A 13,591-nucleotide genomic window follows, 5' to 3' on the forward strand; every position below is an offset into this window, starting at 1 on the left:
TGCTTTTTAGCCCTGGAGCCCTTATGTACCGTGCGCTGACAGCTATTTTTTTGGTAGCAATCTCCTTGCCGGCCCTGGCCCAGATGACGCCTGTCGGCCTGTGGCGCAATGTGGACGACAAGACCGGGGAGGCGAAAGCCGAGATCCGGATTGCCGAGAGTGCCGGTGTGCTCAGCGGCATGATCGCCACGCGCCTGGGCAAGGACGTCAAGCCTGACGACGTCTGCGACAAGTGCAGCGATGACCGCAAGGACAAACCCATTCTGGGCCTGGAGATCATCCGCGGCGCCAAAAAGGCCGAAGGCAAAGAGGTGTGGGAGGGCGGCAAGATCCTGGACCCCGAAAACGGCCGCAACTACACGCTGCGCCTGACGCCCGTCGAAGGCGGCAAAAAACTTGAAGTCCGGGGCTCGTTCGGTCCCTTCGGGCGAACCCAGACCTGGGTCCGTATTCCGTAACCATCAACATCCGTTCTCCCTGAGCCTGTCGAAGGGGTTTCTCGAAATCGCCCATGGCTTCGACCAGCTCAGCACGAACGGAATAGAAAAGAAAGAGAAATCATGTCCCGCTTCCAAGTCAAAAAAGTCGCCGTGCTCGGCGCCGGCGTGATGGGCGCGCAGATCGCCGCCCATCTGGTCAACCTCAAGGTGCCGGTGGTGCTGTTTGACCTGCCCGCCAAAGAGGGACCGAAAAACGGCATCGTCAGCCGCGCGATCGAGGGCCTGAAAAAGCTCAAGCCCGCACCGCTGGGCGTGCCGGAAGACGCGGCCCTGATCCAGCAGGCCAACTACGAGGAACACATGGAGGTTCTCAAGGAGTGCGACCTGATCATCGAGGCGATTGCCGAACGCATGGACTGGAAGACCGACCTGTACCACAAGATCGCGCCCTTCATCGCGGAAGGCGCCATCGTCGCGAGCAACACCTCGGGCCTGTCGATCACCAAACTCAGCGAAGCCCTTCCGGAATCGATCAAGCCGCGTTTTTGCGGCATCCACTTCTTCAACCCGCCGCGTTACATGACGCTGGTCGAGCTGATCAACACGCCGACCACCGATGCCCGGGTGCTCGACGACCTCGAAGCCTTTGTGACCAGCGGCCTGGGCAAGGGCGTGATCCGCGCCCACGACACGCCCAACTTCGTGGCCAACCGCGTCGGCATCGCCGGCATGCTGGCGACCATGAAGGAAGTCGAGAACTTCGGCCTGACTTACGACGTGGTCGATGACCTCACCGGCAGGAAGCTGGGCCGCGCCAGCAGCGGCACCTTCCGCACCGCCGACGTGGTGGGCCTGGACACCATGGCCCATGTCATCAAGACCCTGCAGGACAACCTGGACGAAAAGAGCGATCCGTTCTACCCCAGCTTCGGCACGCCTGACGTGCTGAAAAAACTGCTGGAACTGGGCAACCTGGGCCAGAAGTCCCAGGCCGGTTTCTACAAGAAGGTGGGGCGCGACGTGCTGCGCTTCGAACTGGACAGCGAAGAGTATGTGCCCGGCGGCCAGAAAGCCGACGAGGTGTACACCCGCATGCTCAAGCGGCCGGCCGGCGAGCGCCTGCGCCTGCTGCGCAACGCCGAAGGCCCGCAGGGCCAGTTCCTCTGGGCCATCCTGCGCAACAGCTTTCACTACGCCGCCGTGCACCTCGCCACCATTGCCGACAATGCGCGCGATGTGGACCAGGCCATGCGCTGGGGCTTTGGCATGAAGCAGGGCCCGTTCGAGTTGTGGCAGGAAGCCGGCTGGCTGGACGTGGCGACCATGATCCAGGAAGACATAGCCGCCGGCAAGGCGCTGTGCAAGGCGCCGCTGCCCGAATGGGTGTTCAAGGGCCCGGTGGCCGAAGCGGGGGGCGTGCACACGGCGCAGGGCTCCTGGAGCGCTTCGGCCGGAAAATTCGTGGCGCGCCGCGCGCTTCCCGTCTACGAGCGTCAGCATTTCCCTGAAAAGCTGCTGGGCGAGGCGTTGCCCGACTTCACGGCCGCTGGGACGACGCTGCACGAAGACGACGCGATTCGTTTGTGGACGCTGGCCGGCGAACAGGGTGATGTGCTGATCGCCAGCATCAAGACCAAAATGCACGCCATCGGCCCCGATGTGGTGGAGGGCCTGGCGATGGGTGTGGACCTCGCCGAAAAAAGTTACAAGGGCCTGGTGATCTGGTCCAACGACGAGATGTTCTCGGCCGGTGCCGACCTGCAGGCCATGCTGCCCGCCTTCATGATGGCCGGTGTCTCGGCCGTGGAAGGCGCCGAGGCCGAGATGCAGAACGTGATGCTCAAGCTGCGTTATGCGGCGGTGCCCGTGGTGTCGGCCGTGCGTGGTCTGGCGCTGGGCGGTGGCTGCGAGCTGGCGGTGTATTCGGCCAAACGGGTAGCCGCGATGGAAAGTTACATCGGCCTGGTCGAGGTTGGCGTCGGCCTGGTGCCCGGTGCCGGCGGCCTGACCTACATCGCGCGCCGCGCGGCCGAAAACGCCGCCACGTCGACCAACAAGGACGTGTTGCCTTTCCTGACCGAAGGGTTCACCGCCGCGGCCATGGCCAAGGTGGGCACCAGCGCGATCGAGAGCCGCAAGATCGGCTACCTGCTCGACAGCGATGTGATCGTGCCCCACAAGGACGAGTTGCTGTATGTCGCCTTGAACGAGGCTCGCGCGCTATTCAATTCCGGCTACCGCGCACCGCACAAGCGGCCTTTCCCGGTGGTCGGCCGCAGCGGCCTGGCAACCATCAAGGGCCAGCTGGTCAACATGCGCGACGGCGGCTTCATCAGCGCCCACGACTTCCACATTGCCAGCCTGATCGCCAACGTGGTCTGCGGCGGCGATGTCGATGCCGGCTCGCTGGTGACCGAGGAATACGTGATGACGCTGGAGCGCAAGGCCTTCTGCTCGCTGCTGGAGCACCCGAAAACGCAGGAGCGGATTATGGGAATGATGAGCACGGGCAAACCTGTTCGTAATTGATAAAGCTACTGCGGAGGCATCATGCGTCGTTGCAGCCCAGAACCAATCCTCACGTACAGAAGTACGTTCCGGTTGCTTCCGGGCGCCCGCGCCTAGCCTGATGCCTCCTCGCTACGCTTTCTCAATCACGAACCGCAACTTTATGACGACCCCACACCACAACCCCAACCGCCTCGAACGCCAACTGAATCGGCTGTCGGATGTGCCGGCGTTTGCGCGCACGTTTTTCCGTGGCGTGGTGATGCACCGCGCCGTGCCTTTCACCGGCACGGCCGGGCTGGACTTTCTGGAGATGACCGTCCGCAGGGTCGAGATCGGCATCAGGAACGAGAAGAAGGTGCAGAACCACATTGGTGGCATCCATGCTTCGGCGATGAACCTGCTGGCGGAAACCGCGACCGGCATGGTGGTTGGCATGAATGTGCGCGATGACTGCACGCCGCTGGCCAAGGAGCTGAAGATGGCGTTCAAAAAGCGCGCCACCGGCGCACTGCGCGCCGTGGCCACCTTGAGCGACGCGCAGCGCGCCGCCATGCAGGCCAGCGACAAAGGCGAAGTGACGGTGAGCGTCACCGTGACTGACGAGGCCGGTGTGAATCCGGTCGAATGTGAATTTGTCTGGGCCTGGATTCCCTCCGGCCCGCGTAAAAGTTAAACAGCGCAATCTGCAGCTGAAGAATCAAAAAAGGAAAACATCATGGCCAAACAAGTCCAGGAAGCCTACATCGTTGCCGCCACGCGCACGCCCATCGGGCGCTCGCACCGGGGTTTTTTCCGCAACACCCGCCCCGATGAGCTGCTGGTGCGTGCGTTGCACGCTGCGCTTGCGCAGGTGCCCACGCTGGACCCGAAAGCGATCGAGGACCTCATTTGCGGCTGCGCGATTCCCGAAGGCCCGCAGGGCCTGAACATCGCGCGTATCGGCGCGGTGCTGGCCGGCTTGCCGACCAGCGTCGGCGGCATCACCGTCAACCGCTTCTGCGCGTCGGGCCTCTCTGCCATCCAGATGGCGGCGGACCGCATCCGTGTCGGTGAGGCCGATGTGATGATTGCCGCCGGCACCGAAAGCATGAGCATGGTGCCGATGTCGGGCAACTCGCCTTCGCTGTCGCCGGCCATGTTTGCCAACGACGAGAACATCGGCATTGCCTACGGCATGGGCCTGACCGCCGAGAAGGTGGCGCAGCAGTGGAAGGTGTCGCGCGAGGCGCAAGACCAGTTTGCGGTCGAGTCGCACCAGAAGGCGATCAAGGCGCAGCAGGCTGGCGAGTTCACGGCCGAAATCACGCCGGTCGAGGTCACCGACCGCTCACCGGACCTGGAGAGCGGGGAAGTCATCAGCAAAACCCGCATCGTCAGCCTGGACGAGGGCCCGCGCCCCGACACCTCGCTCGAAGGTCTGGCCAAACTCAAGACCGTGTTTGCCGCGCGCGGCTCGGTCACGGCGGGCAACAGCTCGCAAACCTCGGACGGCGCCGGTGCGCTGATCCTGGCCAGTGAGAAGGCGGTCAAGGAACATGGCCTGAAGCCGCTCGCGCGTTTCGTCAGCTACGCCGCCAAGGGCGTGCCACCGCACATCATGGGCATCGGCCCGATCGAGGCGATTCCCGCGGCCTTGCGTTATGCCGGCCTGCAGCAGGACGACATCGACTGGTATGAACTGAATGAAGCCTTTGCCGCGCAGTCGCTGGCGGTCATCAACACGCTGGGCCTGAACGCGGCGAAAGTGAACCCGATGGGCGGCGCGATTGCGCTTGGCCATCCGCTGGGCGCCACCGGTGCGATCCGTGCAGCCACGGTGATCCATGCGCTGCACCGGCACCAGCTGAAGTACGGCATGGTGACCATGTGTGTGGGGATGGGGCAAGGCGCCGCAGGCATCTTCGAACGGGTTTGACGGCGGCTACTGCGCGGGCGCATTGCGTCGTTGCAGCCCCAAGAAAATCCTCACGACCCTGAAGGTCGCTCCGGTTTTCTTCGGGCACCCGCGCCTCGCACTGCATCCCGCTCGCTACGCCGGGAAGAAGGGCTGTCGTGGGTGATCGGGCAACAGGAGCATTCAATTCTTGGAGACGAACATGCAACAGCAGGTTCTGGATTCGGGCACTTCCCAACTCGCCTTGCGGGTCTACGAGGTCGCCACGCCGGCGCGGGCCAGCGTCGTCATCGGCGGCGCGATGGGGGTGCGGCAGGACTATTACGCGCCGTTTGCCGAGTGGTTATCGGGTCAGGGCTTCCGAGTCACGACCTTTGACTACCGCGGCTCCGGCGAGTCGCTGCCGGGTACGCCGGATGGTTCGCTGCGTGGCTTCCGGGCCGACCTGTTCGACTGGGCCAGCGACTACGACGCGGTGGTGGCCTCGGCCAAGGCCGCCTTGCCGGACGCGCCGCTTTACCTGCTGGGTCACAGTCTGGGCGCGCAACTGCCGGGTTTCCTGAAAAACCAGCACCAGGTCGACGGTCTGGTCAGCATTGCCGCCGGCAGCGGTTACTGGCGCGACAACGCGCCGCAGCTCAAGCGCATGGTGCTGTACTTCTGGTACGTGCTGGTGCCGCTGGCCACACGCCTGTGCGGCTATTTCCCGGGGCGCAGGCTCAGGAAGGTTGGCGACCTGCCGGCCGGCGTGATGCTGCAGTGGCGCAAATGGTGCCTGAACCCGCTCTACAGCGTGGGTGCCGAAGGCGAAGGCGCGCGCCTGGCCTATGCGCAGGCCAGGTTTCCGGTGCAGGCGCTGTCCATCACCGACGATGAATTGATGACCTGGCGCGGCACGCAGAACCTGATCAACCTGTACAGCGGCGCCTCGCGCAGTTTTGAGCGCATCACGCCCGCTGACCTGGGCGTCAAGCGCATCGGCCATTTCGGCTTTTTTCGGCAGCAGTTCAGCCAGAACCTGTGGCCGCACACGGTACAGATTCTGGAGCGCATGCGCCTGGCCCGCCCGGTGGCTGGCGTCCCCGGCACGACTGCCTGAGACCGACGGCGGCGGCATACTCCGACCATGAGTTTTCATCCTTTTGATACCGCGGTGGCCCTGCAGGCGCAGGCCGACGGGACATTTCTCGGTCACACCAGCGCGGCCTATGCCAACATGGTCGGGCCCTTCGGTGGTGTCACCGCGGCGCAAGCCCTGAACGCGGTGCTGCAGCATCCGCAGCGCCTGGGCGATCCGATTTCGCTGACCGTCAACTTCGCCGCCGCGCTGGCCGACGGTCCGTTCAGCGTGAGTGCACGCCCCGCGCGCACCAACCGCTCGACCCAGCACTGGGTGATCGAGATGCAACAAAACGGCGAGACGGTGTTGACCGCCACCGCCTTTTTCGGCTTGCGGCGCGACACCTGGGGCGCCGACGAACACACCATGCCGGCGGTCGCGGTCCCGGCCGATGTCGCCCGGGCCGGCGGCCCGACCCGGGTCGAATGGGTCAAGCGGTATGAAATGCGTTTTGTGGAAGGCGCGATCCCTGTCGACTGGCACGGGGCCGACCAGGGCGCGAGCCGCACCCTGCTGTGGTTGCGCGATGACCCGCCCCGGCCGCTGGATTTTGCCTCGCTGACGGCGCTGTCGGATGTGTTTTATCCGCGCGTCTGGCGTCGCCGGCCGCTGCTGGTGCCGGTCGGCACGGTGTCGATGACGGTGTATTACCATGCCGATACAGCCCTGCTGCAGGCCACCGGTAGCGGCTACCTGCTGGGGCAGACGCAGGCCCAGGCCTTTCGGAGCGGTTATTTCGACCAGACGGCGCAGTTGTGGAATGAAGCCGGGCAATTGCTGGTGACCACCCACCAGGTCGTTTATTACAAGGAATAACGTGGCCCCCACGCTCCGCACTGTCGTGTCGTCGCTGCCCCCCGAGGGGGCCGCTGCGCCTGCGGCCCGGCAAAGCCGGTTCCGCGGCCCCGGCTGGCCTGGAAGCGTTAGCGTCTGTATCTATTTCGTCAAACAAGCACTGGAAAGCACTACATGAGCACAGACATCCTGGTCCACACCGACGCCGCGGTGATGACCATCACCCTGAACCGGGTCGAGAAGAAAAACTCCATCACCTCGGCCATGTACGCCGCCATGGCCGACGCGCTGGACGCTGCCCATGCCGATGCGGCCGTGCGCGTGGTGGTGATCCAGGGCCACGAAAGTATTTTTTCGGCCGGCAACGACATCGGTGATTTCCTCAACGGCCCGCCCGCCACCCACGAGTCGCCGGTATTCCGCTTTCTGCGCGGCATCAGCACCTTCCCCAAACCGCTGGTGGCTGCCGTGTGTGGCCCCGCGGTAGGCATAGGCACCACGATGCTGCTGCATTGCGACCTGGTTTATGCCGGCGACAACGCTGCGTTTTCCATGCCGTTTGTGAACCTGGGTCTGTGCCCGGAAGCGGCGTCGAGCTTTCTGGCGCCGCAGCTCATGGGTTATGCGCGCGCGGCCGAGGCGCTGCTGCTGGGCGAACCCTTCATGGCCGAGTCTGCGCTCGAGATGGGCCTGATCAACCGCATCGTTCCGCCGCTTGAGGCCAACGCGCTGGCGCAGCGCCAGGCGCAAAAACTCGCGGCCAAGCCGCTGAGCTCGCTGGTGGAAACCAAGCGGTTGATGAAAAAAGGCCAGGCCGGCATGGTGGCCGAGCGTATGGCCGAAGAAGGGGTGAGTTTTGGCCGCATGCTCAAGGAGCCCGCCGCCCGCGAAGCGTTCGGCGCCTTCATGCAAAAGCGCAAGCCGGATTTCAGCAAATGCTGAAGTCCGCCACACGCAGTGTGGGGGCGGCGTCGCCGGTGCGCAGCAGCTTTCATTAAAAGCGCAAGCCGGATTTTTCCGGAGTTTGAGGTCAAACTGGGCTTGAGCCCTTATCCAGCAAGCGCAGGCAGCTATCAATTATGTAGCACTCAGGAGGCATCATGAGTTCAGTTCCCGGTCTCAAAGGCAAAACCCTGTTCATCACCGGCGCTTCGCGCGGCATTGGCCTGGCGATCGCCACCCGTGCCGCGGCCGACGGCGCCAACGTCGTGATCCTGGCCAAAACCACCGACCCCAACCCCAAGCTGCCGGGCACGATTTACAGCGCGGCCGAAGCGGTCAAGGCTGCCGGCGGGCAGGCGCTGCCGCTGGCGGTGGACATCCGTGACGAAGACGCGGTGACGGCGGCGGTGGCCAAGGCGGTGGAGGCTTTCGGCGGCATCGACATCCTGGTCAACAACGCCAGCGCCATCAGCCTGACCGACACCGAACACACGCCGATGAAGCGTTATGACCTGATGAACGGCATCAACGCGCGCGGCACCTACCTGTGCACCCAGGCCTGCCTGGCCGAACTGAAGAAATCCGCACAGGCTGGGCGCAAGCCGCAGGTGCTGACCATGTCGCCGCCGCTGAGCATGAAGCAGCACTGGTTCGAGAACCACACGGCCTACACCATGGCCAAGTACGGCATGAGCATGTGCACCCTGGGCCATTCGGGGGAATTCAAAAAATACGGCATTGCGGTCAACAGCCTGTGGCCGCGCACCGCGATTGCCACCGCCGCGCTGCAGATGATTCCCGGTGTCGACCTGAAGCTGTGCCGCACGCCGGAGATTCTGTCGGATGCGGCCTATTTGATTCTGACCAGTCCAAGCCCGGCCACCGGCCAGTTCTACATTGACGACGAGCTGCTGGCCGCGCATGGCGTGACCGACCTGGAGAAGTATTCGGTGACCCCGGGGACGAAGAACTTCATCCCTGATTTTTTTGTAGACTAGGGCCTCTTCACCCTATGGATGCAAGATGCGTTGCGAGTCAAAAAGGCCATGCGCGAGGCGCAAAATGCAGCCGGGCCGGAGCCCGGCAAGGCTTAGCAACGCTGCGCATGGTCTTTTTGGCCGCAACCCGGCGGGAACGTGGTGAAAACAACGCCACTCTGCGTTGCACTCCTAGCCCAGCCGCCCAGGCTGAGCGTCGTCGCACGCCTTGATTGGCGCTGTTTTCACCACGTTCGCACTTGCATCCATAGGGCGAAGAGGCCCTAACCATGCCCTACATGCTTCTCATCCACGAACCCGTCGGCCAGCGCCTGACCCGCAGCCAGGCGGAAGGTGAGGCGGTGTACGCGCGCATGCTGAAGTTCGCCGACGAACTGAAGTCAGAGGGCGTGTTGCTGGGTGTGGAATCGCTGGGCTCGCAGGACTGCGGCGCCCGCGTGCGCGTCAGTGCCGGCAAAGCGCAGGTGCTGGATGGCCCGTTTGCCGAAGCCAAGGAAATGGTGGGCGGCTTCTTTCTGGTGAACTGCGCCACCCGGGAGCAAGCCCTGGCGATTGCCGTCCGCTGCCCTGCCGCTGAATGGGCCACGCTGGAGGTGCGCGCCACCGGCCCCTGCTTTCTCTGAGTTCCGGCGCAAGCAGGTAAGGGTTTTCACCAGGGTCGGGTTTGTCGATTTCGCATCGGCTGCTTCGTCGTGTGAACAGGAGGCCAGGAATTCTGGCTGCCGCACACAAGGAGTACCAGGATGCGATTCATGATCATTGTGAAGTCGACGCCCGAGTTCGAGGCCGAGACCACCCCGCAGACCCCCGACGAAAAACTGATGGCTGCCATGGCCGACTTCCACGAGGAGTTGGCCAAGGCCGGCGTGCTGCTCGATGCCAGTGGGCTGCAGCCCAGCCGCAAGGGCTGGCGCATCCACTACGACGGCCAGAAGCGCACCGTGATTGACGGCCCTTTCGCGGAAGCCAAGGAGCTGATCGCCGGCTTCACCACCATCCAGGTGCGCAGCCGCGAAGAGGCGCTGGAGTGGTCGCGCCGTTTCCCCAACCCCGTTGGCGAAAACGCGCCGGCCGTGATCGAGGTTCGCCAGCTGTATGAACTGGACGACTTCGAGCCCAGCGCGCAGGTCGAGCGTTTCCGCGAGATGAACACGCCCAGTCAGAAGTAAGGAGCGTGCCATGATCAAAACCACCTTGCTCACCCTGCTGGGGCTGGTCGTGCTGGCCATCGCCGTGGTTGCGGCCATGGCCGCGCAGCGGCCGGACACCTTCCGCGTGTCGCGCAGCGCCAGCATCGCTGCGCCGGCAGAAAAAATCTTCCCGCTGGTCAACGACGTCCGGGCCTTCAATACCTGGAACCCGTATGCGCTGAAAGCCCCGGAGATGAAAGGCAGCTACAGCGGCCCGTTCATCGGGCCCGGCGCCCACTACGACTTCGAAAGCAAAAAGTCAGGCAGCGGCAGCTTTGAAATCGTGCAGGCGATGGCGCCTTCGCAGGTACAGATGCGGCTCGACATGACCTCACCCTTCAAGACCAACAACCTGATCACCTTTTCGCTGGTACCCGGAGGTCAGATCACACAGGTCACCTGGGCCATGGAAGGTCCTGCGCCCTTCCTTTCAAAGTTCATGGGTGTGATTTTCAACATGGACAAGATGATCGGCGCCGACTTCGAAGCCGGCCTTGCCAACCTCAAGGCCAAAGCAGAGAAAGCCTGAGAGCCGCCTTATTGAATCCATCTTCAAAGGAGCAACCATGTCACGCCAGATTTTCGTTAACTTGCCGATCAAGAACATGGAAAGGAGCCAGGCCTTCTTCAAAAGCCTGGGCTTTTCCTTCAACCCGCAGTTCACCAACGAGCAGGGCGCCTGCATGGTGATCAGCGAGGACCACAACTACGTGATGCTGCTGGTCGAGCCCTTCTTCCAGGGCTTCACCAAAAAGCCGATTGCCGATGCGACCAAAACCACCGAGGTGCTGATTGCCCTCTCGTGCGAGAGCCGCGCCGAGGTGGACGAGATGGTGAAAAGAGCGCTGGCGGCCGGCGGCAGCGCGCCCAACCCGCCGCAGGACCATGGCTTCATGTACAGCCACGGCTTCACCGACCTGGACGGCCACGTCTGGGAGGTTTTCTGGATGAAGAAATAGCGCCCCCACGCTTGTCACTTCGTGTACTACGCGAGGCCTTGCAGGCCGCCGCTCGCCACAGGCTTCGCTTCTGTCGCCTGTCCAAGCCTGCGCAGGTAGGCTTGGAGCCGCAGGCTCCAGCCCCTCGGGGGGCGCTGCGCCTGCGGGCCGGCAGAGCCGGACCCGCGGCCCTTGCTTGATTGAATACCAAGCTTGCGCTCCACCTGAGCATTTGCTCTGCCGCTACCATTGATTCATGCATTCCTCCACCCATGAGGCGATTTCAGCCGTCTGGCGCATCGAGTCCGCAAAAATTGTCGGCGCGGTGGCGCGTTTGGTGCGCGAGATCGGCCTGGCCGAGGAGCTGGCGCAGGATGCGCTGGTCTCGGCGCTCGAGCACTGGCCGCTTGACGGTGTACCCGACAATCCCGGCGCCTGGCTGATGCGGGTGGCCAAAAACCGTGCACTGGACCACCTGCGGCACCAGAAGATGCAGGGCGAAAAGCTGGAGCAGATCGGCTATGCGCTGGAGGCGCAGGAGGCGCTGGTCGTGCCCGATTTCGTGGACGCGCTCGACGCGGCCCGGCAGGACGAGATTGGCGACGACCTGCTGCGCCTGATCTTCACCGCCTGCCATCCGGTGTTGTCCACCGAAGCGCGGCTGGCGCTGACGCTCAAGCTGCTGGGCGGCCTGACCACCCATGAAATCGCCCGCGCTTTCCTGGTGCCCGAGCCCACGATGGCCCAGCGCATCGTGCGCGCCAAGCGCACCCTCGCCGAGGCACGCGTGCCTTTTGAAGTCCCGCGCGGCGATGAATTGGGCGCACGGCTGGCCTCGGTACTGGAGGTGGTCTACCTGGTGTTCAACGAGGGGTACACCGCCACCGCTGGTGATCACTGGATGCGGCCTGCGCTGACCGACGAAGCGCTGCGCCTGGGCCGCATGCTGGCCGGCCTGGCACCGGACGAGTCCGAGGTGCAGGGCTTGCTGTCCCTGATGGAGCTGCAGGCCTCGCGCATGGCCGCCCGGGTGGATGGCGCCGGTCGGCCGATACTGCTGGCCGACCAGAACCGGGCGCGCTGGGACCATCTCCTGATTCGCAGGGGGCTGGCCGCGCTCGACATGGCGCTGGCGCTGGCCGAGTCGTCGGCCCGCGCCCTGGGGCCGTATGCGCTGCAGGCGGCCATCGCCGCCTGCCATGCGCGCGCGCCGACTTCAGCAGAGACCGACTGGGTGCGTATTGCCGCCCTGTACGACGCACTGGCCCAAACCGCACCCTCGCCCGTGGTGGAGCTCAACCGCGCCGTGGCGGTAAGCATGGCCTTCGGCCCGGCAGCCGGGCTGGCCATCATCGATGTGCTGCGCGGCGACAAGGCCCTGCAGAACTACCAGTGGCTGCCCAGCGTGCGCGGCGACCTGCTCGCCAGGCTGGGCCGCAACGACGAGGCGCGCCATGAGTTTGAACGCGCCGCGGCGCTGGCGGGCAATCTGCGTGAGCGCGAATTGCTGCTCGATCGTGCGCAGGGGCTGCTCCCCTGATGGCATCGATTCAAGAGCCGACCAGCGCGAGGTAGGCCCGGCGCGTTTCCGGTGCGACCGACGCCAGCACCTGCTCATAAGACGTCTTGTGGCGGACCAGCAGCCGGGCAGAAGCGACGGCCTTGGACTTGCAGAACCAGTGGCAGCTGTGCTGCATCAGGAACATCTCGGCTGACAGGGTGAAGGCCTTGTTTTTGGGCGATGACCCGGACGTGCTTTTCGCGGCGCGCGTGATGCCCTCGGCATGCACCAGCAGGACCTGGCGCAAGTCGAAGGTCGCAGCCGGAAAGAGCTTGTCGGCGTAAGGAAGGGGCAGCGGGAGCCTGCTCACGCGTGTCGCAGCGCCGTCCACCCGGGAGAACCCGGCCACGAAGTTGTTGAACTGCTCACACAGCTTGGTCTCGGTGCTCGTCAACAGGTTCCAGATGCTTGCGCGGCGCTCCGGATCGTCCTCGCGAAGTGCACGCATGTAGCCTTCCGTCAGGCTTTCCATGAGTTTTTCGATCTGGTACTGGCCGAGATGGCTGCCCAGCAAGGCGATGCGCTTGCGTTCGTAGCCCGATTTGAGCGCATAAGCGCCGGCGGCGACCATCAGCGCCAGAAAGAAAATGTCCATCAATGCTTCAGTTTTGTTTTGGGGAGGTCCACAGTGTAGTCAGCTGGGGTTTCGGGCCCGGGCCGCAGTCGTGTCTATTTTTACAAAGCAAGCGCTTGCTAAAAATAACGGCTTTTGTTATGGTCTGTTTCCATGGACAAAACACCTGTGCGCACCCGCCCTGCCAGCCGGGCCCTGGCCCTGCCGGCAGCGGTTGTCGCAGCCGCCGAAAAGCGGCCGCGCGGCCGGCCGCGCAAGACGGCCGGCGAACGCGACGACGGCAACCGGAGGGTGGAACTGGTCACCACCGCCGCGCGGCTGTTTCGCCGCAAGGGCTTTGACGGCACCAGCACGCGCGATATCGCGGCGGCGGTCGGCATGCACAGCGGCTCGCCCTTCTACCATTTCAAGAGCAAGGGGGCGCTGCTGTATGCGGTGATGGAGGAGGGCATGCGTTCGGCCATGGCCCGGCAGACGGCGGCGCTGGAGGCGGCGGCGCCGTCTGCACCCGACGCGGCGGCCTTGCTGCGCGTGTTGATCCGCAATCATTTCGACGTGCTGCTGGGGCCGGGCAGCGATTTCATTCCCGTGATGCTGTACGAGTCGCGTTCCATCACGGCCAGGCAGC

Annotated in this window: 15 protein-coding genes; 14 read left to right on the plus strand and 1 reads right to left on the minus strand. The window is 64.2% G+C overall.

Going from position 1 to position 13,591, the window contains the following annotated elements:
* The first annotated feature begins 23 nt into the window (after positions 1-23).
* The 13 genes from AAG813_RS18635 to AAG813_RS18695 all read left to right on the plus strand — a co-directional run bounded on the left by AAG813_RS18635 (position 24) and on the right by AAG813_RS18695 (position 12,368).
* Entirely contained in the window at positions 24-458 is a 435-nt protein-coding gene (locus AAG813_RS18635; protein ID WP_341917471.1) for a DUF2147 domain-containing protein, read from the plus strand.
* Positions 459-560: 102 nt separating this feature from the next.
* Positions 561-2,969: a 3-hydroxyacyl-CoA dehydrogenase NAD-binding domain-containing protein gene (locus tag AAG813_RS18640; RefSeq protein ID WP_341917473.1), complete on the plus strand. Its 2,409-nt coding sequence runs from the start codon at positions 561-563 to the stop codon at positions 2,967-2,969.
* 142 nt (positions 2,970-3,111) lie between these two features.
* The gene (locus AAG813_RS18645) at positions 3,112-3,624 is read left to right on the plus strand and encodes a DUF4442 domain-containing protein (RefSeq protein WP_341917475.1); all 513 of its coding nucleotides are present in this window, start codon (positions 3,112-3,114) and stop codon (positions 3,622-3,624) included.
* A gap of 42 nt (positions 3,625-3,666) precedes the next feature.
* Positions 3,667-4,866 (plus strand): acetyl-CoA C-acyltransferase, encoded by a 1,200-nt coding sequence (locus AAG813_RS18650; protein WP_341917477.1) that lies wholly within the window; start codon positions 3,667-3,669, stop codon positions 4,864-4,866.
* A gap of 181 nt (positions 4,867-5,047) precedes the next feature.
* Positions 5,048-5,944 carry an alpha/beta fold hydrolase gene (locus tag AAG813_RS18655; protein ID WP_341917478.1) on the plus strand — a complete coding sequence of 299 codons (897 nt, stop codon included), beginning with the start codon at positions 5,048-5,050 and terminating at the stop codon, positions 5,942-5,944.
* Between the two features lie 27 nt (positions 5,945-5,971).
* On the plus strand, positions 5,972-6,781 hold the full coding sequence (locus AAG813_RS18660) for a thioesterase family protein (protein ID WP_341917479.1): 810 nt from the start codon (positions 5,972-5,974) through the stop codon (positions 6,779-6,781).
* A gap of 153 nt (positions 6,782-6,934) precedes the next feature.
* Complete coding sequence (locus AAG813_RS18665) at positions 6,935-7,702, plus strand: enoyl-CoA hydratase (RefSeq protein WP_341917481.1); 768 nt, start codon at positions 6,935-6,937, stop codon at positions 7,700-7,702.
* A gap of 158 nt (positions 7,703-7,860) precedes the next feature.
* Entirely contained in the window at positions 7,861-8,700 is an 840-nt protein-coding gene (locus AAG813_RS18670) for an NAD(P)-dependent oxidoreductase (protein WP_341917483.1), read from the plus strand.
* Between the two features lie 269 nt (positions 8,701-8,969).
* Positions 8,970-9,323: a YciI family protein gene (locus tag AAG813_RS18675; RefSeq protein WP_341917485.1), complete on the plus strand. Its 354-nt coding sequence runs from the start codon at positions 8,970-8,972 to the stop codon at positions 9,321-9,323.
* A gap of 120 nt (positions 9,324-9,443) precedes the next feature.
* A complete protein-coding gene (locus AAG813_RS18680; RefSeq protein ID WP_341917487.1) occupies positions 9,444-9,869 on the plus strand; it encodes a YciI family protein in 426 nt (141 codons plus the stop codon).
* Positions 9,870-9,879: 10 nt separating this feature from the next.
* On the plus strand, positions 9,880-10,419 hold the full coding sequence (locus AAG813_RS18685; RefSeq protein ID WP_341917489.1) for an SRPBCC family protein: 540 nt from the start codon (positions 9,880-9,882) through the stop codon (positions 10,417-10,419).
* A gap of 37 nt (positions 10,420-10,456) precedes the next feature.
* Positions 10,457-10,849 (plus strand): VOC family protein, encoded by a 393-nt coding sequence (locus tag AAG813_RS18690; RefSeq protein WP_341917490.1) that lies wholly within the window; start codon positions 10,457-10,459, stop codon positions 10,847-10,849.
* A gap of 235 nt (positions 10,850-11,084) precedes the next feature.
* Positions 11,085-12,368: an RNA polymerase sigma factor gene (locus AAG813_RS18695; RefSeq protein WP_341917492.1), complete on the plus strand. Its 1,284-nt coding sequence runs from the start codon at positions 11,085-11,087 to the stop codon at positions 12,366-12,368.
* A gap of 10 nt (positions 12,369-12,378) precedes the next feature.
* On the opposite strand, the gene AAG813_RS18700 is transcribed toward AAG813_RS18695, so the two are convergent.
* On the minus strand, positions 12,379-12,984 hold the full coding sequence (locus AAG813_RS18700) for a hypothetical protein (RefSeq protein ID WP_341917494.1): 606 nt from the start codon (positions 12,982-12,984) through the stop codon (positions 12,379-12,381).
* A gap of 132 nt (positions 12,985-13,116) precedes the next feature.
* Here AAG813_RS18700 and AAG813_RS18705 point away from each other — a divergent pair.
* Positions 13,117-13,591: helix-turn-helix domain-containing protein (locus AAG813_RS18705; protein ID WP_341917496.1), on the plus strand; the 475-nt coding region annotated here is incomplete at its 3' end.

The organism is Polaromonas sp. YR568 (genome assembly GCF_943371715.1).
Taxonomy (GTDB): Bacteria; Pseudomonadota; Gammaproteobacteria; order Burkholderiales; family Burkholderiaceae_C; genus Polaromonas.